At 54.7% G+C, this 24,956-nt stretch carries 21 protein-coding genes and 3 tRNA genes; 14 read left to right on the plus strand and 10 right to left on the minus strand.

Annotation, left to right across the window (positions count from 1 at the left end; all coding sequences use genetic code 11):
* Window positions 1-47: 47 nt before the first annotated feature.
* Complete coding sequence (locus tag AC2FIC_RS13535) at window positions 48-1,010, minus strand: DUF808 domain-containing protein (protein WP_496691297.1); 963 nt, start codon at window positions 1,008-1,010, stop codon at window positions 48-50.
* 184 nt (window positions 1,011-1,194) lie between these two features.
* Here AC2FIC_RS13535 and gap (AC2FIC_RS13540) point away from each other — a divergent pair, with 184 nt between their 5' ends.
* The 3 genes from gap (AC2FIC_RS13540) (at window position 1,195) to gap (AC2FIC_RS13550) (ending at window position 3,498) form a co-directional block, all read left to right on the plus strand.
* Window positions 1,195-2,196: a type I glyceraldehyde-3-phosphate dehydrogenase gene (gene gap / locus AC2FIC_RS13540; protein ID WP_142634017.1), complete on the plus strand. Its 1,002-nt coding sequence runs from the start codon at window positions 1,195-1,197 to the stop codon at window positions 2,194-2,196.
* A gap of 71 nt (window positions 2,197-2,267) precedes the next feature.
* Window positions 2,268-2,411 (plus strand): hypothetical protein, encoded by a 144-nt coding sequence (locus tag AC2FIC_RS13545; protein ID WP_496679620.1) that lies wholly within the window; start codon window positions 2,268-2,270, stop codon window positions 2,409-2,411.
* A gap of 82 nt (window positions 2,412-2,493) precedes the next feature.
* Window positions 2,494-3,498 carry a type I glyceraldehyde-3-phosphate dehydrogenase gene (gene gap / locus AC2FIC_RS13550; RefSeq protein WP_496691298.1) on the plus strand — a complete coding sequence of 335 codons (1,005 nt, stop codon included), beginning with the start codon at window positions 2,494-2,496 and terminating at the stop codon, window positions 3,496-3,498.
* On the opposite strand, the gene coaD is transcribed toward gap (AC2FIC_RS13550), so the two are convergent.
* From coaD to AC2FIC_RS13565, 3 genes are all read right to left on the minus strand, one after another.
* Entirely contained in the window at window positions 3,490-3,981 is a 492-nt protein-coding gene (coaD, locus tag AC2FIC_RS13555) for a pantetheine-phosphate adenylyltransferase (protein WP_142634021.1), read from the minus strand. The two genes, gap (AC2FIC_RS13550) and coaD, sit on opposite strands and share 9 nt — an antisense overlap.
* A gap of 85 nt (window positions 3,982-4,066) precedes the next feature.
* Entirely contained in the window at window positions 4,067-4,504 is a 438-nt protein-coding gene (locus AC2FIC_RS13560; protein WP_142634023.1) for a CBS domain-containing protein, read from the minus strand.
* Between the two features lie 60 nt (window positions 4,505-4,564).
* The gene (locus tag AC2FIC_RS13565; protein WP_281972156.1) at window positions 4,565-5,467 is read right to left on the minus strand and encodes a LysR family transcriptional regulator; all 903 of its coding nucleotides are present in this window, start codon (window positions 5,465-5,467) and stop codon (window positions 4,565-4,567) included.
* A 101-nt stretch (window positions 5,468-5,568) separates the two neighbouring features.
* Between AC2FIC_RS13565 and AC2FIC_RS13570 the strand changes: the two genes are divergently transcribed.
* Window positions 5,569-7,068, plus strand: coding sequence for a CoA-acylating methylmalonate-semialdehyde dehydrogenase (locus tag AC2FIC_RS13570; protein WP_496691299.1), 1,500 nt, complete (start codon window positions 5,569-5,571; stop codon window positions 7,066-7,068).
* Window positions 7,069-7,270: 202 nt separating this feature from the next.
* Window positions 7,271-7,858 carry a L,D-transpeptidase gene (locus tag AC2FIC_RS13575; RefSeq protein ID WP_185956612.1) on the plus strand — a complete coding sequence of 196 codons (588 nt, stop codon included), beginning with the start codon at window positions 7,271-7,273 and terminating at the stop codon, window positions 7,856-7,858.
* 55 nt (window positions 7,859-7,913) lie between these two features.
* Here AC2FIC_RS13575 and AC2FIC_RS13580 read toward each other — a convergent pair whose 3' ends face one another.
* A complete protein-coding gene (locus AC2FIC_RS13580; RefSeq protein ID WP_496691300.1) occupies window positions 7,914-8,390 on the minus strand; it encodes a fasciclin domain-containing protein in 477 nt (158 codons plus the stop codon).
* 77 nt (window positions 8,391-8,467) lie between these two features.
* Window positions 8,468-9,313 (minus strand): class I SAM-dependent methyltransferase, encoded by an 846-nt coding sequence (locus tag AC2FIC_RS13585; protein WP_496691301.1) that lies wholly within the window; start codon window positions 9,311-9,313, stop codon window positions 8,468-8,470.
* A gap of 144 nt (window positions 9,314-9,457) precedes the next feature.
* Between AC2FIC_RS13585 and AC2FIC_RS13590 the strand changes: the two genes are divergently transcribed.
* The 6 genes from AC2FIC_RS13590 to AC2FIC_RS13615 all read left to right on the plus strand — a co-directional run bounded on the left by AC2FIC_RS13590 (window position 9,458) and on the right by AC2FIC_RS13615 (window position 15,062).
* Entirely contained in the window at window positions 9,458-10,573 is a 1,116-nt protein-coding gene (locus tag AC2FIC_RS13590) for a carboxylate-amine ligase (protein WP_142634035.1), read from the plus strand.
* Between the two features lie 128 nt (window positions 10,574-10,701).
* The gene (locus AC2FIC_RS13595; RefSeq protein ID WP_142634037.1) at window positions 10,702-11,844 is read left to right on the plus strand and encodes an acyl-CoA dehydrogenase family protein; all 1,143 of its coding nucleotides are present in this window, start codon (window positions 10,702-10,704) and stop codon (window positions 11,842-11,844) included.
* A gap of 7 nt (window positions 11,845-11,851) precedes the next feature.
* Window positions 11,852-12,892 (plus strand): enoyl-CoA hydratase/isomerase family protein, encoded by a 1,041-nt coding sequence (locus AC2FIC_RS13600; protein WP_496691302.1) that lies wholly within the window; start codon window positions 11,852-11,854, stop codon window positions 12,890-12,892.
* A gap of 3 nt (window positions 12,893-12,895) precedes the next feature.
* Complete coding sequence (gene mmsB, locus AC2FIC_RS13605; RefSeq protein ID WP_496870181.1) at window positions 12,896-13,768, plus strand: 3-hydroxyisobutyrate dehydrogenase; 873 nt, start codon at window positions 12,896-12,898, stop codon at window positions 13,766-13,768.
* Between the two features lie 95 nt (window positions 13,769-13,863).
* The gene (locus AC2FIC_RS13610) at window positions 13,864-14,262 is read left to right on the plus strand and encodes a hypothetical protein (protein WP_496870182.1); all 399 of its coding nucleotides are present in this window, start codon (window positions 13,864-13,866) and stop codon (window positions 14,260-14,262) included.
* Window positions 14,263-14,405: 143 nt separating this feature from the next.
* Complete coding sequence (locus AC2FIC_RS13615) at window positions 14,406-15,062, plus strand: site-2 protease family protein (protein ID WP_496870183.1); 657 nt, start codon at window positions 14,406-14,408, stop codon at window positions 15,060-15,062.
* A 17-nt stretch (window positions 15,063-15,079) separates the two neighbouring features.
* Here AC2FIC_RS13615 and uvrA read toward each other — a convergent pair whose 3' ends face one another.
* The 3 genes from uvrA to AC2FIC_RS13630 form a co-directional block, all read right to left on the minus strand.
* Window positions 15,080-17,938: an excinuclease ABC subunit UvrA gene (uvrA, locus tag AC2FIC_RS13620; RefSeq protein WP_496691305.1), complete on the minus strand. Its 2,859-nt coding sequence runs from the start codon at window positions 17,936-17,938 to the stop codon at window positions 15,080-15,082.
* Between the two features lie 168 nt (window positions 17,939-18,106).
* Window positions 18,107-18,183 (minus strand) — tRNA-Asp (locus tag AC2FIC_RS13625).
* Between the two features lie 44 nt (window positions 18,184-18,227).
* Window positions 18,228-18,304 (minus strand) — tRNA-Asp (locus AC2FIC_RS13630).
* A 562-nt stretch (window positions 18,305-18,866) separates the two neighbouring features.
* On the opposite strand from AC2FIC_RS13630, the gene AC2FIC_RS13635 reads away from it, so the two are divergent.
* Together AC2FIC_RS13635 and AC2FIC_RS13640 are read left to right on the plus strand one after the other, a co-directional pair.
* Window positions 18,867-20,693, plus strand: a complete 1,827-nt coding sequence (locus tag AC2FIC_RS13635; RefSeq protein ID WP_496691306.1) for a M10 family metallopeptidase C-terminal domain-containing protein — start codon at window positions 18,867-18,869, stop codon at window positions 20,691-20,693.
* Window positions 20,694-20,835: 142 nt separating this feature from the next.
* Window positions 20,836-20,910 (plus strand) — tRNA-Val (locus AC2FIC_RS13640).
* 111 nt (window positions 20,911-21,021) lie between these two features.
* Here the strand turns inward: AC2FIC_RS13640 and lon are convergent.
* Window positions 21,022-23,430 carry an endopeptidase La gene (gene lon, locus AC2FIC_RS13645; protein ID WP_496691307.1) on the minus strand — a complete coding sequence of 803 codons (2,409 nt, stop codon included), beginning with the start codon at window positions 23,428-23,430 and terminating at the stop codon, window positions 21,022-21,024.
* 351 nt (window positions 23,431-23,781) lie between these two features.
* Between lon and AC2FIC_RS13650 the strand changes: the two genes are divergently transcribed.
* The gene (locus AC2FIC_RS13650; protein ID WP_142634053.1) at window positions 23,782-24,951 is read left to right on the plus strand and encodes a sugar-transfer associated ATP-grasp domain-containing protein; all 1,170 of its coding nucleotides are present in this window, start codon (window positions 23,782-23,784) and stop codon (window positions 24,949-24,951) included.
* Window positions 24,952-24,956 lie beyond the last annotated feature (5 nt).

Genomic DNA, 24,956 nt, shown 5'->3' on the forward strand with positions numbered 1-24,956 from the left:
AAACATCAAGCGAAGGGCGGCCATGCGCCGCCCTTTTCGTTTTCTGATTAATGCGTTTCAGATTTCCGAGACAAAATCGGCGCGACCACTTTTGTTGCAATCGGGATAAGCACGAACCCCCAGGCCAGTCCGAATATGCCATCCATCGTGGCTTTGGAAATCCACTCCACGGCACCTTCCCATTGCGCCGAAACCGCATGCCCGGCTGCATAGGCCATGTCATGGATCTGATGCCCCAACCAGCCAAAACCCAGAACCTCAAGCCCGTGAATGATGATCGAGCCGCCAACCCACAGCATCGCAGCTGTGCCGACAATCGACAGCACTTTCATGACAACCGGCATCGCCTTGACCAATCCACGCCCCAATCCTCGCCCGATCGGCGTTGGTGCGTTCTGCGCCAGGAAAAGGCCCACATCGTCCATCTTCACGATCAAGGCGACCGAGCCATAAACGGCCAGAGTCACACCTAGTCCAACAACGGCCAGCGTTGCCGCCTGCATCCAGATATTCGGTGCTTCGATGGCGGCAAGGGCGATTGTCATGATCTCGGCGGACAGGATGAAATCGGTTTTGATCGCACCCTTGACCTTCTGCTCTTCCAGATGGCCCGGGTCTTTGACCTTCATATCTTCGTCTATAACGTGGCTGCCATGAGGGAAAAGCAGGTGAAATATCTTTTCTGCCCCTTCGAAGCACAAATAGGACCCGCCAAGCATCAACAAGGGCGTTATCAACCAGGGTGCAAAATTGGCCAGCAACAAAGCGACTGGCAACAGCAGGATAATCTTGTTGAAAATCGAGCCGCGCGCAATGCGCCAGATGATCGGCAATTCCCGCGCCGGGGCAAAGCCCTGCACATATTTCGGAGTAACTGCTGCATCGTCGATGATCACGCCCGCAGTCTTGGCCCCGGCCTTGCCGGCGGCAGCGACCACATCGTCCACTGACGCCGCAGCAACCTTTGCTATGCCAGCAACATCATCCAACAGTGCCAACAAACCACTCATGCGTGTTTCCTCTCATCTCACCTGTCGCCAGGGGACCCTACCCGATCCGACGGCTAGCGCAAGCGTTAGCGCAACCGGCGAAGGTTTGCGCTAACACACTAAGAATATGTCACTTTTGCCCTTTTGAGAAAGCGTCTGTGCCGCTATATGCCCCGCAGAGCAAGCGCATTTTTGGAGACGTCAGATGACCATCAAGGTCGGCATCAATGGATTTGGCCGTATCGGCCGCTGCACCCTGTCGCATATTGCGGCATCGGCCCGCAACGACATCGAAGTGATCAAGGTCAACGCGACCGGCCCATTGGAAACTACCGCCCACCTGCTGAAATACGACAGCATCCACGGCCGCTTTCCCCGCGATGTTTCGATCGAAGGCAACACCATGGATTTGGGCCGCGGCCCAATGGAGGTGTTCTCGACTTACGATATGAACGAGCTTGACTGGGAAGGTTGTGACGTCGTTTTGGAATGCACCGGAAAATTCAACGATGGCCTGAAAGCCAAAACGCATCTGGAACGCGGTGCTCAGAAGGTTCTTTTGTCTGCGCCAGGTAAGAATGTTGATAAAACCATTGTCTATGGCGTGAACCACAACAGCCTGGTTACTGAAGATAGAATGGTTTCGAATGGCTCTTGCACTACGAACTGCCTTGCTCCGCTTGCCAAGGTGCTGGACGAAGGTATCGGGATCGAACACGGTATCATGACTACGATCCATGCCTATACCGGCGACCAGCCGACACTGGATCGCCGTCATAGTGACCTGTATCGCGCGCGCGCTGCGGCAATGTCCATGATCCCAACTTCAACAGGTGCAGCCAAAGCTCTGGGCGAAGTTCTGCCGAACCTGAAGGGTCGTTTGGACGGCTCGGCTATCCGTGTACCAACACCAAACGTTTCTGCTGTCGACCTGACTTTCCATGCGGCGCGTGACGTCACTGTTGAAGATGTTAATGCCATCGTTCGTGAAGCATCACGGGGATCAATGCAGCGCGTCGTGGGCTATGAGCCCGCGCCGCTGGTCTCGACCGATTTCAATCATACCGAAGAAAGCTCGATTTTCGCACCAGACCAGACACGGGTTGTTAACAACCGCATGGTTCGTGTTCTGGCTTGGTATGACAACGAATGGGCCTTCTCGGTCCGTATGGCAGACGTCGCCGTTGCCATGGGACGGCTTAACTAAAACGCCGTAGAAATGTTGTACCTTTACACCCGCTCAGTTTATCTGGGCGGGTGTTTTCATTCGGGGCCAACATGACCAATCAAATTGCTATCTGGCTTGGCCTTCTAATACTTGGCTGTCTGCTAGTCGATTACGCAATGTTCGACTCTGAGAACCTGATCTTCCTGGGAAAGAAACTTTACACCTTCCTGGACTGGCTCGCCTTCTGGCGCTGACAGAGGTTTTTCTTGACTTTTTCCTTGATCTAGCTTTGTTAGCGCTAACTTTGCAATAACAGACACCCAGACGGAGCAGACCATGACACTCAAGTTGGCAATCAATGGATTTGGACGGATCGGGCGCGGTGTTTTGCGGGCCTTGATGGAATCTGGGCGGACCGACGTTCAGATCGTGGCCATAAACGATTTGGCCAAGCCCGAAATTAACGCGCATCTCTTTGAATTCGACAGTGTGCATGGACGTTATACAAAGCCCGTTTCCCTGACCGACGCCGGTTTGGATGTCGGTGCAGGCCCGATCCGCCTAACCAGCGAACGTGAGCCTGAGAAACTCGATTGGTCCGATATTGACGTTGTTCTCGAATGCACAGGCGTGTTCCGCACGCGCGAAGCCGCGGCGCGCCATTTTGACAACGGCGCCAAAAAAGTTTTGATTTCTGCTCCTGCCCGCGGGGATGGTGCGGTCAAAACCATCGTCTTCGGGGTAAATCAACATGAGCTGACCGTCGAGGATACGATCGTTTCGAACGCATCCTGCACGACCAACTGTTTGTCGCCCGTTGCTGCGGCGCTGGACGAGGGTTTGGGCATTGTCCACGGAAACATGACAACCGTTCATGCCTATACAGCCAGCCAACCAGTTCACGATACCGCCGGAAAAGACCCGTATCTGTCACGCGCGGCTGCATTGTCGATGATTCCCACCACTACGGGGGCAGCCTCAGCCGTAGGTCTCGTATTGCCCCAGCTGGCAGGTAAATTGACTGGACAGGCAATCCGTGTTCCCACTCCGAACGTCTCGGTTGTGGATCTGGTGGCCGAAGTGTCGCGCCCAACAACCGAAGAAGAGGTCAACCAGTTGTTCATTGATGCCGCGGCCAATATTCCCGGTGTCCTGGCTGCGGAAAACCGCCCACTAGTGTCGATCGACTTCAATCACGACGCACACAGTTCGACCGTCTCTTTGGCTGAAACCAAGGTGACAGACGGCACGTTGGTCCGGGTGCTGGCCTGGTACGACAATGAATGGGGCTTTTCGAACCGGATGCTGGACACGGCGGCCGCGATGGGCGCGCTATCCTAAGCGCGCACGCAGCGCGTCATTTACGCGGGGCGTGACGAAATTCGACACGTCCCCGTTCAATCGCGCGATCTCTTTCACCAGTTTCGAGGCAATCGCCTGATGGCGGGCCTCAGCCATAAGGAACACCGTCTCGATTGAGTCGTCTAATGCGCGGTTCATACCGACCATCTGGAACTCATACTCGAAATCCGCAACAGCACGCAGGCCTCTGACAATGACCTGAGCACCTACGTCGCGGGCACAGTTGATAAGCAGGTTTTCAAAAGGATGGGCGACAATTTCAGTTCCGGTCTGTTCGGAAAGAAAGGAACATTCGGCTTCGATCATCTCGACCCGTTCTTCCAACGAAAATAACGGCCCCTTTTCCCGATTGATCGCCACCCCAATCACGAGCTTGTCAACCAGAGCGGCCGCGCGACGGATGATATCAATATGACCCAGGGTGATCGGATCAAATGTTCCGGGATACAATCCAACCCTCATTGCCGCCTCCTGCGCAACGAAATTTCTGCGCAAGCAAACATAACTTGGCTATGGGTGCAAGTAGTTGCGTCGCGTTTCTATGGGCTTAATGGCCCATGATCATGCCTTCCAATGCGTCTTTTTCCATTGCCAGTTCGGAAAGCTGTGCTTTGACAACGTCGCCTAGGGTAACAATGCCAACGAGGTTACCGTCCTCAACAACCGGCATATGGCGAAAGCGCCCTTCGGTCATCCGCGACATTATATCCTGGACAGTATCCTGTTGCGTCGCTGTCACCAGCTCGCGGGTCATATACGCGCTTACGGGTTTTGATAGGCATCCGCTGCCGCTTGCGGCCAGTTCGCGCACAATGTCACGCTCTGATAAGATACCTGATGCGGTCTTACCGCCGTCTTCTGATACAACCACCGTTCCGATGCGCTTTTCTGCAAGGATTCCTGCAACCTCTGAAACTGTGCGCGAAGGAGCAACTGTCACCACGCCTCCGGTGGCTTTGGATTTCAGAATGGCCTGAACAAGCATTGACGTAACCTCCGAAATAACTTCGTGTTTTCCAAAGCGTTGCCGGAATGAAATAGCCTGTCAAGGTGAAGCTTCAGCCTCAAGCCGCTCAACTTCATCGCGAATCCCTTGGGACAGGGCCTGCGCGAACCGATTCAACCGCTCGTTTCGTTGGTCACCTTGATGTCGAACCAGATGAAAACTGCGTGTCAAACTCACTTGATCAACCAGTATTTTCTTCAACTTCGGGTGAAATGGCAGTGTGAAATCATGCGCAATGCAGATCCCTGATCCCTGCGAAACCTGCCGCAGTTGGACAGAGACCGAATTCGAGGCCAGCGCGACACGGTCAACACCTAGATCGACCAGATAGTCCAGTTCGCGGTCGAATATCATATCAGGTATGTATCCGATCATACGATGCCCCCCTAACGTGCTGATGGAATGAACCGCAGGGTGATCGGCAAGGTATTCCTGCGTTGCGACAAGATGAAGTTTGTAGTCGGTAATTTTCTGTACAAGCAGTTTTCCAGCGGTCGGTGCACTAACGGTCACGGCCATATCGGCTTCACGGCGGGAAAGGTTGATGACGCGCGGCAGGGCCAGAATTTGTATGTCCAGATTGGGATTGGCGTCACAAATCTTGCCACACACCTGCGGCAACAAGTAGTTCGCACACCCGTCCGGTGCGCCGATCCGGATTTGCCCGCTCAACCTCTCAGATGGTTCTGCCATGGCGCCTGCCGCAGCGCGCATCGCCTCTTCGGCTTTTAGACCGTGGTCCATCAAACGCTCACCAGCTGAGGTCAGCACATATCCCTGCTGCGATTTGGTGAACAGCGGCGCATCCAGAGACGCTTCCAACCGCGCAACACGGCGTCCGACCGTAGCCGGGTCAATCCGAAGTAATCGTCCCGCCGCCGAAAGGCTTTCTTCGCGGGCAACGGCCAGAAAGACCCTCATATCATCCCAATTAGGTGTCACGCTTCACCTTTGCAAATTTGCAAAACACCTTTGGGACATTGCCTCTGTTCAAGCCATTTATGCAAGCCTATTCTGCGCGCAGACCTTCGGAGGAATTCGCAATGAACGAACTGTCCCATTTCATCAACGGTGAGAATGTCATCGGCACGTCCGGCCGATATGATGACGTGTTCAACCCCGCTACCGGCGAGGTACAGTACAAATGCCCGATGGCAAGTGCTGCCGAGACCACAGCAGCCATTGCTAGCGCTGCAGCCGCACAACCGGCCTGGGGTGCAACGAACCCGCAAAAACGCGGGCGCGTGATGATGGCGATGGTTCACCTGATGAACCGCGACATGGACAAGCTGGCCGAAGCGCTCAGCCGCGAGCACGGCAAGACGATCCCTGACGCGAAAGGCGATCTGCAGCGCGGTCTGGAAGTGATCGAATACTGCATCGGTGCTCCGCAGATGTTGAAAGGCGAATTCACCGACAGTGCGGGCCCAGGCATCGACATGTATTCTATGCGCCAGCCTTTAGGGGTTGTGGCCTCGATCATGCCGTTCAACTTCCCGGCCATGATGCCTCTGTGGCATGTGGGCCCTGCCCTGGCCTGTGGCAACGCTGTTGTTCTGAAACCGTCCGAGCGCGATCCTTCAGTACCTTTGATGCTGGCGGAACTTTTCGTTGAGGCAGGTTTGCCCAAAGGTGTGTTCCAGGTGGTCAATGGCGACAAAGAGGCCGTGGACACGCTGTTGGACAGCGAGATCATTCAGGGCGTTTCCTTTGTGGGCTCGACCCCAATCGCGCAGTACATCTATTCGCGCGCCACGGCCAACGGCAAACGCGCGCAGTGTTTCGGCGGTGCCAAGAACCACATGATCGTCATGCCCGACGCCGATCTTGACCAGGCAGCAGATGCCCTGGTTGGCGCCGGTTTCGGCGCGGCTGGCGAACGCTGCATGGCCGTATCGGTTGCGGTCCCGGTCGGAGAGGATACCGCCGACGCGCTGATCGAAAAGCTTATTCCGCGTATCGAGAAACTGAAGGTCGGCCCCTACACTGCCGGCGATGATGTTGACATGGGACCGGTCGTGACCGGTGCTGCCAAAGAGCGCATTTTGGGACTGATCAGCTCGGGCGTTGAACAAGGTGCCAAACTGGTTGTCGATAATCGCGACTTTAGCCTGCAGGGCTATGAGGACGGCTTCTTCGTCGGCCCTCACCTGTTTGACCACGTGACGCCCGACATGGACATCTATAAGCAAGAGATCTTTGGTCCGGTTTTGTCGACCGTCCGCGCAGGATCGTACGAAGAAGCGATTGGCTTGGCTATGGATCACGAATACGGCAATGGCACGGCGATTTTCACCCGCGATGGAGATACCGCGCGTGACTTTGCCAGCCGGATCAATATTGGCATGGTCGGTATCAACGTTCCGATCCCGGTTCCGTTGGCCTATCACACCTTTGGCGGCTGGAAGAAATCCATGTTCGGTGACCTGAACCAGCATGGTGCGGATAGCTTCAAATTCTATACACGCACAAAAACGGTCACCGCGCGTTGGCCGTCAGGCATCAAAGAAGGCGGCGAGTTCAACTTCAAAGCCATGGACTGATTCAAACGAAAGCGGCGGATCCACACAGCCCGGCCACCACTGGCCGGGCTTTTTTCAATACACGGCCAAGTTTCGCTTGTGATGTTCGCTTCACAATAAATTCACTCAACACTCCCTAGGAAATCTGATCAGCAAAACATAAGTTACACGCAGTTTCGCGCGAGCAGTTCCTGAACCGGAGGCCAATTTGTCAGATCCCCGCATGACCCGTCGCTCTGCATTGTTAGGTGCAGCGTCTCTGTTGATGACACCTGCACTGGTGCGCGCACAAAGCAGCGCCGATGCTTTCCCGCTTGACGAAGAGGCGATCAGCACACAGCTAGCTGTGCGGCGGAATGTCTCTTCATTCTCGCACCAGAATTGGCAGGATCACTTCGATGAGTTAGGTGTCGGCTGCCTGCTGGCAGATATCACAAGCCGCGCTGTACACTATTGGGGGGCTGACGGGACGTACAAACTGTACCCCAGCTCAGTCCCTATGAGCGAAGAACTCACAAGGCGTGGTTATACCGAAGTAGTACGCAAGCGCGAAAACCCAAGCTGGACCCCGACCGCCTCAATGCGCGAGCGCGACCCGAACCTGCCCATCCGAATAGAAGGTGGCGAGTCCGGAAATCCGCTGGGTACGCGGGCGATGTATCTGGGCTGGCCAGCATATCTGGTGCACGGCACGCACGATACACGCAAGATTGGTCGCCAAAGTTCTTCTGGATGTATTGGCCTTTATAATCAGCATGTTGAAGAATTGTACCCGCTGGTTCAGGTTGGCACCAAGGTCAGATTGGTCTGACAGAACCCCCCGGCCATAACGGCCGGGGTTTTTGCTTGATCACGGTAGTTGCCAATTATTCCGGCAGGATCACCGCATCGACGACGTGGATCACGCCATTGCTGGCCTCGATATCGGCCTGCACAACCTTGGCGCCATTCACTTTTACGCCGTTCTTGCCATTCACACTCAGGCGATCACCCTGCACGGTCAGCACTTTGGCGCGCTTGCCAGTGATGTCACCTGACATGACCTTTGCAGGAACCACGTGATAGGTCAGGATTGCGACCAGTTGGTCTTTGTTCTCGGGCAGTAGCAGCGTTTCCACCGTCCCTTCGGGCAGTGCGGCAAAGGCCTCATCCGTGGGGGCAAAAACGGTGAAGGGACCGTCCCCTTTCAGCGTATCGACCAGACCCGCCGCTTGAACCGCCGCGACCAGAGTGGTGAATGATCCGGCAGATACGGCGGTATCCACGATATCGGCGGCCTTCGCTTGAACCGGCAAGGTAAGTGCGATTGCGGCGGCGGCGCTCAGGAAAGTACGGCGAAACATATTTGAGATCTCCTATCCAGGTTGTTATGGAAAGGGGTACGGGCGTTTCGCTGCACCGGATCAATTTGGTGTCAGATTTATTTGACCTGAACCCAAATACTTTGAGCGCGCCCATCTTTCAAAAACGGTAGCGCTTCGGCCGCATCTTGGCGATCCTGTTGCAAGAAGTATCCAGGCCAAAGCATTGAATATGCACTAGATTGCAACAATGCATGCAACATATATTGCTCGCCCCATCCCGGGCAGTCATAGAAGAACCGCTTGGGGTATTCGTAGGGTAGAAAAACATCGTGCACATGGATCACAACGCCCGGTTTTAAGGCCGGTATGATGCGACAGAACAGATGCGCGACATCATTGCTCATCCGGACAACATGGCTGGAATCGATGAACAGGATGTCACCCGCTTCAAGCTGTTCGAAGAGGGCTGGATCGACCTCTTCCAACCGTTTCTGTTCGAATTGATCGACTACATGCGCGATGTCCGCGCGCGGATAGGGATCAATCGCGGTGATTTGCGTCTGCAGCCCGCCATCCAATACAGCCTGCCGTGTCACGCGCGTTGAATTACCGCAGCCAACCTCAATCACCCGCTTGGGTTTGAAACGACGGACCATAAGATACAACGCATCCGCATCTGGGCTGTCATAATACCCGTTGCCGATCCTATACCCGGTTTGATTGCGGGACGGATCTTTCAATGCAGCCAAAGCGGCGGCATGTTCACCATATTCGGCTACCAGCTGCGATATGTCGAAATCGGCCATTCCCGGTGACAACGAATAAGCCGGACGGGTCAGCCCGCCTGCCCTTTCGAACGCCTCCAGCCGGGCGCGCTCGTCCCGTTCCGTGACTTTGTCAATCAGCCTGACACCAAATCGGTCGAGAACGGCATTCAGCCGGGGGAATTTCCTGGGTTTCACACAATGGCTCCGGGGTTCTTCTGAACTTTGACCCGTTCCTTACCGTTGCTAGCCCGATGACCGCAAGGACTCTGCCGGTAAACACTTGGCAAAAAGCGTATTTCCGTATTCACTGTTTCGCATAAAGCTAGAAAGAGGGCCGCCATGCAGCAGGAATACACGCTGGGCATTGAGGAAGAGTATCTTCTGGTCGACCGCGACAGCCTTGAACTTGCCCAAGCACCCGCTGCACTGATGGAAGCCTGCCAGGCCGATTTTCAGGGCCAGGTCAGCCCTGAGTTTCTGCAGTGCCAGATCGAGGTTGGCACCCGCCCCCATGCGACGATCCGCACGGCCCGAGAAGATTTGAAACGCCTGAGGGCGGGTGTGGCGGATCGGTCCGCCGAATACAATCTGGCCCCGATTGCTGTGTCCTGCCACCCCTTTGCGGACTGGAAGAAACAGCACCACACGCGCCGAGAGCGCTATGACGCCTTGCAGCATGCCCTGGGCGGTGTCGCGCGACGGATGCTGATCTGCGGGATGCATGTTCATGTCGGTGTTGAAGAACCATCCTTGCGGGCCGACCTGATGCCGCAGCTTTCCTATTTCCTGCCGCATCTGTTGGCGCTGTCCACATCCTCGCCCTATTGGAACGGAGAGGATACCGGCCTGTCTTCCTATCGCCTGACCGTATTCGACAACCTGCCCCGCACCGGATTACCACCGGTCCTGGCAAGTTGGTCGGAATATGAACGTACGACAGGCATTCTGGTCGAACTTGGCGTGATAGAGGATACCTCGAAAATCTGGTGGGATTTGCGACCTTCTCATCGCTTTCCAACGCTCGAAACACGCATAATGGACGTGCAGCCGAGGTTGGAGCACACATTGTCGCTGGCCGCCATGGTGCAGGCGCTGGTTCGAATGTTGTGCCGTCTGAAAGACCGCAATTTGCGTTGGCGGCAATATGACAGGTTCCTGATTGGTGAAAACCGGTGGCGTGCGCAGCGTTACGGAGTCGGCGAAGGCATGATTGATTTCGGGGATCGATCCATCAAGCCCATGCCGGAACTTATGGGTGAACTGATGGGTATGCTGGCCGAAGATGCCGAAGCACTGGGCACCATGACTGAACTTGCCCGGCTACAGCAAATCGCACAAAACGGCACATCTGCCACGCGGCAACGACGTGTTCACGCTGAAGCGACGGCCAAAGGTGCGGATGCAGGCAGGGCTGTGGTTCAGCATCTGATCGAAGAATTCCATCAGGATTTATGACCTGCCTCGAAGTATGATCTAATCGTTTTCGCAATATCCCTGTCAGGAATTGCTGGGCGTGCAAAATTTCTGTAAGAATCAGGAAATAAACACTCGTTCAATTCATGCGGCGACGTGGGAGGAAACCAATGGATTTTGCACCAACCGAAGAGCAAACTGCTATCTTCGATATGGCCTATGAGTTCGGGCAGGAGCATATCGCACCCTTCGCCCGGCAATGGGAGGCAGATGGCACTATTCCCAAAGACCTTTGGCCCCGTGTAGGGGAGCTTGGCTTTGGCGGTCTCTATGTGTCCGAAGATAGTGGCGGTTCCGGTCTTAGTAGGCTGGATGCGACGATGGTGTTCGAGGCCCTTTCGATGGCTTGCCCTTCAGTCGCGGCCTTCCTGACGATCCACAACATGTGCGCCAAGATGTTGGACACATTTGCCGCGGATGAGCTGAAATCGCGGATCATGCCGGATATTCTTAACCTGAACACAGTCCTCAGCTACTGCCTGACCGAACCCGGATCAGGCTCGGACGCAGCCGCGCTGAAAACTCGCGCCGAACGCACGAACGAAGGTTATACGCTGAACGGAACAAAGGCCTTCATCTCGGGCGGCGGATACTCAGATGCTTATGTCTGTATGGTGCGCACCGGACAGGATGGCCCCAAAGGGATTTCAACTCTGTATGTCGAAGATGGCACTCCAGGTCTTAGCTTTGGCGCACTTGAACAAAAGATGGGCTGGAAAAGCCAACCAACGGCGCAGGTTCAGTTTGACGACTGCAAAGTTCCGGCGGGCAATCTGGTAGGTACAGAAGGTGACGGATTCAAATATGCGATGATGGGCCTGGATGGCGGTCGCTTGAATATTGCCTCATGTTCTTTGGGGGCGGCACAAGCAGGTCTGAACATGACGCTTCAGTATATGTCCGAGCGTCAGGCGTTCGGGAAGTCGATTGATCAGTTTCAAGCGCTGCAGTTCAGGCTTGCGGATATGGAAATAGAATTGCAGGCGGCCCGGACGTTCTTGCGTCAGGCAGCCTGGAAACTGGACACTGGCGCACCGGATGCCACCAAGTTCTGTGCAATGGCCAAGAAATTCGTGACTGAAACCGGATCAAAAGTGGTCGACCAATGCCTGCAACTGCACGGCGGTTATGGGTATCTCGCCGATTACGGTATCGAAAAGCTTGTCCGCGACTTGCGCGTTCATCAAATTCTGGAAGGCACAAACGAGATCATGCGCGTCATTGTTTCTCGTCAGATGCTTGCCCAACGCTGAGACCCCGATGTCAGATATTGAAATTCACACTACCGGCCGCGCTGGACGCATCACTCTGACACGCCCCAAAGCTTTGAACGCGCTGAGTTATGACATGTGCATGGCGATAGATACGGCCATGCGTAACTGGCGCGAGGACGAGTCAGTTGACCTGATCATACTGGACGCCGTTGGCGATAAAGCATTTTGCGCCGGGGGAGATATCGCAGAGCTTTATGATACCGGGTGCAAAGGCGACTATGCCTATGGGCAGACTTTCTGGCGCGATGAATACAGGCTGAATGCACTGATTTTCGAATACCCCAAGCCCGTGGTCAGTTTCCTACAAGGGTTTACTATGGGTGGCGGCGTCGGAATTGGGTGCCATGGAAGCCACCGCATAGTCGGTGAAACATCTCAGATTGCCCTGCCCGAGTGCTCTATCGGTTTGGTGCCGGATGTTGGTGGCTCTCTGATGCTCGCGCTGGCTCCGGGTCGACTGGGAGAATACTTGGGCACAACAGGTCACCGAATGGGCCCTGCGGACGCCATTTATGCGGGCTTTGCCGACCATTTTATCCCCATTGAAGAATGGCCCGGCCTGATCGAACTGCTCGAAGCTTCCGGGAACACAGACCTGTTGGTCGAGCATTCCCAGACGCCACCCACAGGTAACCTTGAAAAGGTTCAGGCGGAAATCGACGTGCTTTTCAATGGCGAGGGGTTGAACGACATCCTCAACGCGTTGCGCTTCTCCGAAACCCCGTTCTCTGACGCGGCGCAAAAGTTGATGGGCCGCAACTCTCCACTATCGGTGGCTTGTACCATTGAAATGATTCATCGGCTTAAGGCGCTGGATCTGTCGATCCGAAAAGCCCTGGAGATGGAATACCGCTTTACGGCGCGCGCCATGGAACACGGAGATTTTCTGGAAGGCATCCGCGCGCAGATCATAGACAAGGATCGCTCTCCAAATTGGCGTCACCATGGCAAACCTGTTCCCGCCGTGGATATTTCCGCAATGCTGCGGCCCCTGGGCAGCGTCGCCCTGACATTCGAGGAGGATTAAAGAATGAAAATCGGGTTTATCGGCCTTGGAAACATGGGCAATCCAATGGCAGTCAATCTTGCCAATGCCGGGCATGAAGTCGCTGGGTTTGATATGGCCGAGGTGTCGGTTTCCGGTGTTATTTTGACTGGGTCAGGGGCCGACGCTGCAAAAGACGCAGACATCGTCATCACCATGCTTCCGAATGGCCAGATACTTCGATCCGTCGCAAATGAAATCATTCCAGCGATGAATGAAGGGGCCGTCTGGGTCGATTGTTCGACAGTGGATGTCGACAGCGCCCGAGCTGTTGCCGATATGGCATTGGCTGCGGGAGTTTTGGCCGTCGACGCACCCGTCTCGGGCGGTATCGGAGGTGCCTCGGCTGGGACGCTGACATTCATGGCAGGTGGAAGCGCCGAGGCATTCGAAAAAGCCCGGCCCTTGTTCGACATCATGGGGCAAAAGGCAGTGCATTGCGGAGACGCGGGCGCGGGTCAGGCGGCCAAGATCTGCAACAACATGATTTTGGGTGTCACCATGATTGCAACATGTGAGGCCTTCGCGCTGGCCGACAAGTTGGGGCTGGACCGGCAGAAAATGTTCGACGTTGTCAGCACCTCCTCGGGCTATAGCTGGACGATGAACGCATACTGCCCTGCCCCAGGCATCGGCCCGCAAAGCCCGGCCGACAATGGTTATCAACCCGGCTTTGCCGCCGAACTGATGTTGAAGGACTTGCGTCTCAGTCAGCAGGCGGCGGAAAGCTCGGATGCCGACACCCCAATGGGGATGATGGCGACCGAGCTGTATCAGCAATTCGTCGAAAGCGAAGATGGGCTGGGGCTGGACTTCTCGGCCATGCTTCCGCGATTTGAAAAGCGCGGTCGGAACTAGGATGCCCTTGGGCGGCTTCCTGCCCATTGGGTTGACCCCTTTCCTGCCGATGTCCATCTAAGTCTGAGGTTCAGCATCGATTCTAGGGGGCTACGATGACGTATAATTTGGTCAAAGCGCTTACTGTTCTTGCTCTGGTCGTGACCCCGGTGGCGGCCATGGCCGGTAACGGGAAGGGAAACGGCAAGAACAAGAATGACGATAAGGTCATCCGCATAGCGCCTCAGGGCGGTATTGTTGCAACTGGAAACGCCGGCCACTGCCCGCCGGGCCTGGCCAAGAAAAACGTACCCTGTGTCCCTCCGGGACAGGCCAAAAAGCTGTATAGAAATGGCGAGTTTATCAATGGCGACTATCGCTGGATTGATGATCCGTTTCGATATGGCCTGAATAGGGGAAGCTATGTCCGCGCAGGCGACTACGTGTATCGTGTCGACCCGGATACACGCAAAGTTCTGAACCTGATCGGCGCGGTTGCAGACATCCTGAACTGACAAGCGCGGCCTGAATTCAAGCGGTCGAAAAGCAACCTCTGTCGATTTGAGAAAGTAAGCAGGCTCGGGCATTTTTCAGCCTGTTTTCAAAATTTTGACGCAATCTAACATCATCATAAACCTCACTATTTCGAGGTTTTATTATGAATACTGAAAACGTGCTATTTGAGCTCCGCGGCCCATGGAACGTACCAATACATTTCAGCCAAAGCCTTATTTTTCTGGTTTTGATCGTTGTCGGAATTAACGCCGATCCGGTCAACCTGCCCTATGCGCTCGCCTTCGTGGCGATTCTGTTGATTTCGATTCTTCTGCACGAGTTGGGCCACGCATGGGGCTGTCTTGTGCAGGGCGTGCCCGTCAATCGAGTCGTCCTTTATGGGGGCGGCGGATTCTGCGAACATCGCCGGTCGACCTCGGCATATGAAGACGAATTGATTGTGGCTATGGGGCCGATTGTGAACCTGACCCTGTGGGCGGTGTGTTCATTGCTGGAACCGTTTTCCAACTCGCCTGAAATTGGCTGGGTTCTGATGGTGACGGCAGAGCTAAACCTGTGGCTGGCGCTGTTTAACATGCTGCCCCTGATGCCGCTTGATGGGGGGCGTCTGCTCTTCGCTTTGCTCACGCGCATTATGTCGGCGAACTCAGCCGCACGTGTTTCCGGGTTTATTGGGCTGGTAGGCGTTCTGCTGTGGATCCCGATGATGATTTTTGCCTATGTCAGCTTCGGCTTCGTGTTCCTGTTCTTTCCGCCAATACTGCGCCACTGGCAGATGCTGCGATACGCCAGATACTGAAGTTGCCGCGGCGGAGGTTATTCCGCCGCGACCCGCTCGGGGTTCAGCAACTGTTTCAAATACCTGCCCGTATGGCTGCGTTCCACAGCAACAACATCTTCGGGCGTTCCCGTGGCGACAATTTCACCACCACCGTCACCGCCTTCGGGCCCGATATCAATGATGTGGTCGGCCGTTTTGACAACATCCAGATTGTGTTCAATCACAACAACCGTGTTACCCTGATCAACCAATTCATGCAGCACTTCCAACAGCTTGCGGACGTCTTCGAAATGAAGACCGGTCGTCGGCTCATCCAGAATGTAAAGCGTCCGACCAGTTGAGCGTTTGGAGAGTTCCTTTGACAGCTTCACCCGCTGCGCTTCACCGCCCGACAGGGTTGTCGCCTGTTGCCCGACCTTGATATACCCCAGACCGACCCGCGCCAGCGCGTCCATCTTATCGCGGATCGACGGCACGGCTTTGAAGAACTCTTGTGCATCTTCCACTGTCATATCAAGGACATCCGCGATGGACTTGCCTTTGAACTTGATCTCGAGCGTTTCCCGATTGTACCGCGCGCCTTTGCAGGTTTCGCAGGTTACATAGACATCGGGCAGAAAGTGCATCTCGATCTTGATGACGCCGTCGCCCTGACAAGCCTCGCACCGACCGCCTTTGACGTTAAAGCTGAACCGGCCAGGCTTGTACCCGCGCGCCTTGGACTCGGGCAGACCGGCGAACCAGTCACGGATCGGCGTGAACGCCCCCGTATACGTGGCCGGGTTGGAGCGTGGTGTACGCCCGATGGGCCGCTGGTCGATGTCGATCACCTTATCCAGATGCTCGAGCCCTTTGATCGTCTCACACGGTGCAGGTGTCTGCCGCGCGCCGTTCAACCGCATTGAGGCTGTCTTGAACAGGGTTTCAATCGTCAATGTCGATTTCCCACCGCCCGATACGCCGGTCACGCAGACGAATTTGCCCAGAGGGAAATCAGCGGTCACCTTCTTCAGATTGTTCCCGGTGGCCTTGACCACAGTAACTTTCTTTTTGTTCCCCTTCCGCCGCTCGGACGGCACCGGAATTTCGCGGGTGCCTGACAGGTATTGGCCGGTGATTGAGGCTGCATCGGTCGCGATCTCGGACGGGGTACCATGGCTAACCACCTGCCCACCATGCACACCCGCACCCGGACCGATGTCAAAGACATAGTCGGCCTCGCGGATGGCTTCCTCGTCATGTTCTACGACGATGACCGTGTTCCCCTGATCCCTCAGGTTTTTGAGAGTACCCAGCAAGCGGTCATTGTCGCGCTGATGCAACCCGATCGAAGGTTCGTCCAGTACATACAACACCCCGGTCAGACCCGAACCGATCTGGCTGGCCAGACGGATACGCTGACTTTCCCCGCCCGAAAGCGTTCCACTTGAACGTGACAGCGTAAGGTATTCCAAACCAACGTTATTCAGGAACCCAAGCCGCTCACGAATCTCCTTGAGTATCACCCGCGCGATTTCATTTTTCTGAGCACTCAGATGGTTTGGTGCATCCTCAACCCACGCCAGCGCCTCGCGGATCGACATCTGCACAACCTGCCCGACATGCAATCCGGCGATCTTGACGGCCAGCGCCTCGGCCCGCAGTCGATAGCCTTCGCAACTGCCGCAGGACCGGTTGTTTTGATAGCGTTCGAATTCTTCGCGTATCCAGGCGCTGTCAGTCTCGCGATAGCGGCGCTCCATATTCGGGATAACGCCTTCGAAACTGCGGGTTACCTGATATACCCGGCCACCCTCGTCATAGCGGAACTGGATTTCTTCCTCACCCGACCCGCGCAGGAAAACCTGCTGCACCTTTTCGGGCAAATCTTTCCACGGCGTGTTTTTGTCGAACTCATAATGTCGCGCGATGGCTTCGATGGTCTGCAGAAAATACGGCGACTTACCTTTGCGCCAGGGTGCCAAGGCGCCGTCATACAGTTTCAGTGTCTGATCCGGAACGACAAGGCGTTCATCAAAGAACAGCTCGACACCCAGCCCGTCGCAATCCTGACAGGCCCCAAAGGGTGCATTGAAGGAAAACAAGCGCGGTTCAATCTCGGGGATGGTGAAGCCACTGACAGGACAGGCAAAATTCTCGCTGAACGTAATCCGCTCCGGGTCGCCTTCACGCGGTGCGGTTTCCAAAATCGCAATGCCATCGGCCAAATCAAGCGCCGTGCGCAAGCTGTCCGCCAACCGCGTTTCCATACCTTCGCGCACGACCAACCGGTCGACCACAACGTCGATGTCATGGCGGAATTTCTTGTCCAGTGTCGGCGGTTCGTCCAGCTCGTGAAACGCGCCATCAACCTTGACGCGTTGAAACCCCTGCTTGCGCAGCTCCAGAAACTCTTTCTTATACTCGCCCTTTCGGTCTCGAACGATCGGGGCCAGGAGATACCCTCGCGTGCCCTCCTCCATCGTCATGATCCGGTCGACCATATCCTGCACCTGCTGGGCTTCGATCGGCTTGCCCGTGGCAGGGCTGAACGGTGTACCAGCGCGGGCAAACAGCAGACGCAGATAGTCGTAAATCTCGGTCACGGTACCCACGGTAGACCGTGGGTTCTTTGAGGTCGTTTTCTGTTCGATGGAAATAGCCGGAGATAGACCACTGATATGGTCCACATCTGGCTTTTCCATCATATCCAGAAATTGCCGGGCATAGGCCGACAGGCTTTCGACATACCGGCGCTGCCCTTCCGCATAGATCGTGTCAAAGGCAAGCGACGACTTGCCCGAGCCTGACAGACCAGTGATGACCACAAGCTGGTCACGCGGAATATCCACGTCAATGCCTTTGAGGTTATGTTCGCGCGCGCCGCGCACCTCGATATTCTTCAGCTCAGCCATGTTTGGCCCCCAACACATAAGTGTCCTAGAGATAAGCGAGCCACACTGAGTCTCCAACAGAAAAGTTAGAACAAAATGTGAACGAGAGAGATGTTGCCGCCACCTACTGACAACAAAACCAATAGAGTCACCCGGTAAACGGTATGATTTCTGAAAACTAGTGGAAAATGGCGCGGTTGACGGGGCTCGAACCCGCGACCCCCGGCGTGACAGGCCGGTACTCTAACCAGCTGAGCTACAACCGCGCATCTATTTCGTGGCCTTTACCCTGGACCAAGGATGGCAGCGATGGCGCGGTTGACGGGGCTCGAACCCGCGACCCCCGGCGTGACAGGCCGGTACTCTAACCAACTGAGCTACAACCGCCCGCTGCCCGTTCGTTGCTGAACGTTGGGGTGTATTATGGCCACGCCCGGACATCGTCAAGCGGCGAATTGAAGTTTTTTCTCAGAACGTAATTTTTGTTAGAGATGTTTTCTCGTCACACGACGAATGGCCAAACAGAAACCAGCCGATAATTCACAACCCGCTGCCTTTGGCCAGACAAAAATATTCTGAAACCTTGAGCAGCACATCACCTGGCATGGGTCCGCTAGATCCAGATCTCAGGACAGCCCCCAAACTCATCCCCAAGCTTATTCTGACATAAACCCAATGTGAACAGTCATATCAACTTGCTGACAGAGAGTTACTCAAAGCTTACCGCGTTCTGCCTCATTTCAACCACAAATGGTCTGCAAGACGATTACAAACACCTCTGCCAAAAGAGACTTCATACGCTCGGTTGATCCTCGGGCCAAAACGTTGGAAATTCCTGATGCCAAAGGAAGAATTACCGATTCTAGAACCGGTCAATATATACGGCGCCAATTTTGTATTCCGGAAAAACCGGGAACAAACGGCGTGTTAGACAAGGAAGAAATTTAAGATGTCAGTTGCCAGCACAACTTCTCCGGGTGCAAATGTTACCGGTCATGTTTATGTAGACAGCCTGATTTGGGGCACATCTTGGGACACCAGCGCCGGAGGCGTCAGTGCTCCGGGCACAATCACATACTCCTTCGATGATGGATCGTTAGGTCGCCGTGGCTTTGCCTCCTACATGAAGGAAGCAATCCGCAAAGCATTTGCAATTATCGAAACGATCATTCCGATCGAGTTCAACGAAGTCGGCTTTCTGACACCAGCAGGCGAGATTAATGACGTTAACATCACCTACGCTTTGCTGACCCAAAACGATCTTGGCGGACCCGGATCTCTTGGTGTCCATCAAGTTCCGGGTGACGACCCCCTGCTGCAGGATTCTGGCATCGACGCCCTGTTCGGCATCTTTGCCTATGATACGCCTCTGTTTAGCAAAGAGGCCCTACGCAAAGGCGGTGAAGGCTTCGCGACAATCATTCACGAGATTCTTCACGGCCTTGGTCTAGCCCACCCACATGATGAAGGCGGCAGCTCGACTATTTTTCCGGGGGTTACGCAGCCCTTCGACGACTACGGGACAGATGGGCAGAACCAGGGTGTTTACACCATCATGTCCTACAACTCGGGCTATCCCGAAGTTGTTCCTCTGAAGACATATAAGGCTGGCGGCACGGCCTCGCCTATGGCCCTGGATATCGCCGCGTTGCAGGCCATCTACGGAACGACGGATCACAATACCGACGATAACGTCTATAAAATCAAAGGCAAAAATGGCGCCGGGACCTTCTGGACATCCATCTGGGACACCGATGGGGTCGATACGATTTCAGCAAATGGTGTTAAGCGCAGCGTCACGATCAACCTCAATGACGCGGATCTTGATGGCAGCGATGCAGGCGGCACTCCATCCCATGCCAAAGGCATAACCGGCGGATTTACGATCGCAAATGGAGTCGTCATTGAGAATGCTGTGGGCGGCAAAAAGGGCGATCTCATCGTCGGGAATGAAGCTGATAACCTATTGTTGGGTGTCGGCGGTAGCGATGTTATTTCTGCTGGCGAGGGTAATGACATTGTTCTTGGGGGTGGCGGCAATGACACCCTGACCGGAGGTCTTGGAAACGACGAACTGTACGGCCACAAGGGCACGGACAACTTTGTAGCCGAGGACAGCGACGGCGACGATATCATTAACGGCGGAGAGGGCCTGGATTGGTTGCGTTATATCGGCACAAGCGCCGTAACCCTTGATTTGTCTGACACCAATGCACAGGCAACCGGTTACGGAACCGATACCATTACGGGTGTCGAAAACGTCGATGGGTCCGAGCAAAATGACGACATTACAGGTACGGACGGTCGAAACATCCTGCAGGGTAATGGAGGGTCTGACCGCCTGGACGGAGGCCTTGGCAAAGATACCCTGAATGGTGGCGCAGGCAGCGACACTTTGATCGGTGGTGCCGGAAGGGACATCATGACCGGCGGTGAAGGTGCCGATGACTTTGTATTTACGTCAACAGATGAAAGTTCACGCAAAGCGAAATATGCCGACCGGATTACCGATTTCACTCAGGGTGAAGACAAGATCGACCTAAGTGCGATTGACGCAAGCACCGTAATTGACGGCGATGATTCATTTGTCTTCAACGGTACAACACCGGCCCAGACGTCGGACGAAGGCGAAATCTATTACGTCAAGAAAAACAACGCAGGCACCAAGAACGACTTCACACTTGTTCTTGTGGATACTGACGGCGACAAAAATCCTGAGATGGTTATCAAGATCTCTGGCTTGCACGATCTGACCCAGGACGATTTCATTCTTTGACATCGAACAAGTGAAAGGGCGGCCCCACAAGGCCGCCCGTTTTGGGCACCTCGACTGGGCATTTGCGGGGTAATCCCCGGGGCCCAAAAGGCGCAAAGACCTCTTGCGGCTTTGCTGAACTCCTTATAAGACCCCTGCTCACGGGTGATTAGCTCAGTGGTAGAGCGCTTCGTTCACATCGAAGATGTCAGGAGTTCAAATCTCTTATCACCCACCATTTCACTACTCTGCGATCCGACATGCAAAGCCAGTAATTGGCTGACTATTTGGTCTGACCAAAAAAAAGGGCGAGGTGCTAACCCCGCCCCTGATTACCATATTCTGACCTTTAGTGCGCCCTGGCGGACGGGGACGTGTTCTCAGCCGTTTTGGCTGCAGCCGCGGCGGCTTCTTCTGCGGCTTCGTCCCACTCGACAGGTTCAGGATCCCGAACCAGAGCGTGTTTCAGAACTTCCGAAACATGCGTGACCGGGATGATTTTCAGCCCTTCCTTCACGTTGTCAGGAATTTCGGCCAGGTCTTTCTCATTCTCTTCTGGAATCAGAACAGTCTTGATCCCGCCGCGCAGAGCCGCCAGCAGCTTTTCCTTCAAACCACCGATGGGCATCGCATTGCCGCGCAGGGAAACCTCTCCTGTCATGGCAATATCCTTGTGCACTGGGATACCCGTCAGAACCGATACGATTGAGGTCACCATTGCCAAACCGGCCGAAGGACCATCCTTGGGCGTGGCCCCGTCCGGTACGTGGACGTGGATGTCCAGGTTGTCGAATTTGGGTGGCTTCACCCCGATCTTAGGTGAGATTGACCGCACATAAGATGAGGCCGCATCGATGGATTCCTTCATCACATCGCCCAGCTTACCCGTGGTTTTCATCCGCCCCTTACCGGGCAGTTTCAGCGCCTCAATATGCAGCAGATCACCGCCAACGGAAGTCCAGGCCAGACCGGTTACAACCCCAACCTGATCGTCCTGTTCAGCCAAACCATAGCGGAACTTGGGCACGCCCAAGAATTCATCCAGATTGTCCGGCGTCACCGTGACCGACTCCGCCTCTTTCTTGATGATCTTGGTCAGCGACTTCCGCGCCACCTTGGCGATTTCGCGTTCAAGGTTCCGCACGCCAGCTTCTCGGGTGTAGGTGCGGATAATCGATTGCAGCGCCTCATCGGATAGTTCGAACTCTTTGGCTTTCAGACCGTGGTTCTTGATCTGCTTACTGATCAGGTGCTGCTTGGCGATCTCGCTCTTTTCATCTTCGGTGTAGCCCGCCAGAGGTATGATCTCCATCCGGTCGAGCAAAGGCCCGGGCATATTATAGCTGTTGGAGGTGGTCAGGAACATCACGTTGGACAGGTCATATTCAACCTCAAGGTAGTGATCCATGAACGTGCTGTTCTGTTCCGGGTCCAACACTTCCAGCATGGCCGACGCCGGATCACCGCGGAAATCCTGCCCCATCTTGTCGATTTCATCCAACAAGATCAGCGGGTTCGTGGTTTTCGCCTTTTTCAGCGCCTGGATAATCTTGCCGGGCATTGAGCCGATATAGGTCCGGCGGTGGCCGCGGATCTCGGATTCGTCGCGCACGCCGCCGAGACTGATGCGAATGAACTCGCGCCCAGTGGCTTTGGCAACGGATTTACCCAGCGACGTTTTACCAACGCCCGGAGGGCCAACAAGACACAGGATCGGGCCTTTCAGCTTTTTCGAACGCTGTTGAACCGCCAGATATTCGACGATCCGTTCCTTGACCTTCTCAAGCCCATAGTGATCGTCATCCAGAATTTCCTGCGCCCGGCCCAGATCCTTTTTAACGCGGGACTTGGTGCCCCAAGGCAGGGCCAAAATCCAGTCGAGGTAATTGCGCACGACCGTGGCCTCAGCCGACATCGGGCTCATATTGCGCAGCTTCTTCAGCTCACCTTCGGCCTTTTCACGCGCCTCTTTCGACAGCTTGGTTTCGGCGATTTTCTCTTCCAGCTCGGCCACTTCGTTCGAGCCGTCTTCGCCATCGCCAAGTTCCTTCTGAATGGCTTTCATCTGCTCATTCAGATAATATTCACGCTGTGTCTTCTCCATCTGGGTTTTGACACGGGTCTTGATCTTTTTCTCGACCTGCAGAACCGACATCTCGCCCTGCATCAGGCCATAGACCTTTTCAAGCCGTTCGCTGACCGACAGTGTTTCCAGCAGTTCCTGCTTTTGCTCGACCTCGATACCTAGATGCCCCGACACAAGGTCGGCCAACTTGGCGGGTTCGGCGGTTTCGCCAACAGCGGTCAGTGCTTCTTCGGGAATGTTCTTGCGGACTTTGGCATAGCGCTCGAACTCGTCGGCAACGGTGCGAAGCAACGCTTGTGTAGTGGTCACATCACCCGGAATCTCGGTCAGATATTCTGCACGAGCCTCAAAAAACTCTTCGTTATCAAGGTATTCTGTAATCTGTACGCGCGCTTGCCCCTCGACCAGAACTTTCACGGTTCCATCTGGAAGCTTCAGCAGCTGCAGCACATTTGCCAGCACGCCCGAGCGATAGATTCCGTCGATTTCCGGATCGTCATCACCTGGATCAATCTGGCTAGACAGCAGAATTTGCTTATCGTCCTGCATCACTTCCTCAAGTGCGCGGACAGACCTTTCCCGACCCACGAACAAAGGCACGATCATATGAGGAAAAACCACAATGTCGCGCAGCGGAAGTACTGGGTATGAGGAATTCAGGGGCTCTTGCATGCTCAATCCTTATCTTTGGCAAGACGGCACTGGTCCCTCATCTAGGCAACCCCCGGCCGTCTCCTGTCTGGAAGGTAAAGGTGGTGCGCCAAGCGTCCTATTTCAACCTTACCTGTAGTGGACCTAACAATGACCGGAAGGTTGCGCCTCCGCAAGACGATAACATGATCGGTCTTGTCAAATTCTCAATTTGACCCCGCTTGGTTTCTTCGGCGAATGTCTGCCTGGAAATTCAGAAACCAACAGCAAAAGTACAACACTATCTAACAGGCAGCTGCCCAAAGCCTGCCATCATTGCAAACAATATGATTGCATACCCCAACTTCTGATCGATTACTGTGAGTCGTAGAGATGACAAATCCAAAAAATATCAATGCTGCGGAATCCGACCATCAACGGTACCTATCTGCCCGCGACTCCGATCATGCGACTCTTTTAGCGCATGCCGCCAAAAGCTCTGGGCGCTCAGTTTTACAAGTCCAACGGAGCTTCAATCAAATGGCAAAGCCTCCCAGCCGTTTGAATATGGTCGAGTATGTGCGCAATGGCCTTCATCACGAAGACCGCTTTACCGACGCCGAACGCGCGGCATACATCTCCAATGATCTCCATTGGCCCATCGCCCACAAGTGTAACCATCATGGTTGGAACAGTGCCGCAGAAGACAAGATACTGGCTTCTACTTTGCTTGAAACAGCGGGTGTACCTGTCCCGGAAACCGTTGGCGTCATCGACCGTTCGAACCGACACTACCCCGGGGTTACGAAAATCAACACTCCTGAGGCGTTGCGCGATCTCGTTTGCAACCATCTGGAAGGTGGTCTTTTTGGAAAGATCGTCGAGGGGATGGTAAGCTTTGGGGCCTTTTTGATCGAGGACGCGGATCAATCCACTATCACTTGTGCAGGCCAACCGCCGATCACCTATGAGGCATTCCTAGACGAGTTCGTTGGGCAGAATTCATATGTCGTGCAACCTTTGCTCAAAAATCACTCTGCAATCCAAGACTACGCTTCAGCCCTTGCAACGGTGCGAATGGTTACGCTGGTAAGAGAAAACGACGTCTTTTGCCCAGTTGCCGTTATTAAACTTCCGCAGGGCCCCAATATTGCGGACGCCTTCTGGAGACCGGGGAACCTTGCTTGTTCGATCAATATCGAAACCGGTGTTATCGAAACCGTCGCGCGCCGCGCCAAGATGGAAACAGAATTCCTGGATGACCATCCTGACAACCCCGGTTTAATGGGCTTGAAACTGCCTTTTTGGGACGAATTGATCGAAATAAATGACCGTGCTGCAAGAACCTTTCAGCCAATTCGATATCAGTCGACCGACATCGCTATAACCGAGTCTGGTCCGGTCGTTGTCGAGCTGAACTATGGCGGTGGCTTCGACCTGCCTCAATATGCAAGTGGCCGTGGGATGTTGACACCAGAAGTTCGTAGCTTTTTCGAAGGGTTTGGCTACGACCTTGATGCAAAACCACAAAAGAAGCGCTGGCTGTTCGGTAAACGCAGGTAAAGCGC

The sequence above is a fragment of the Ruegeria sp. CDSC079 genome, assembly GCF_059610505.1.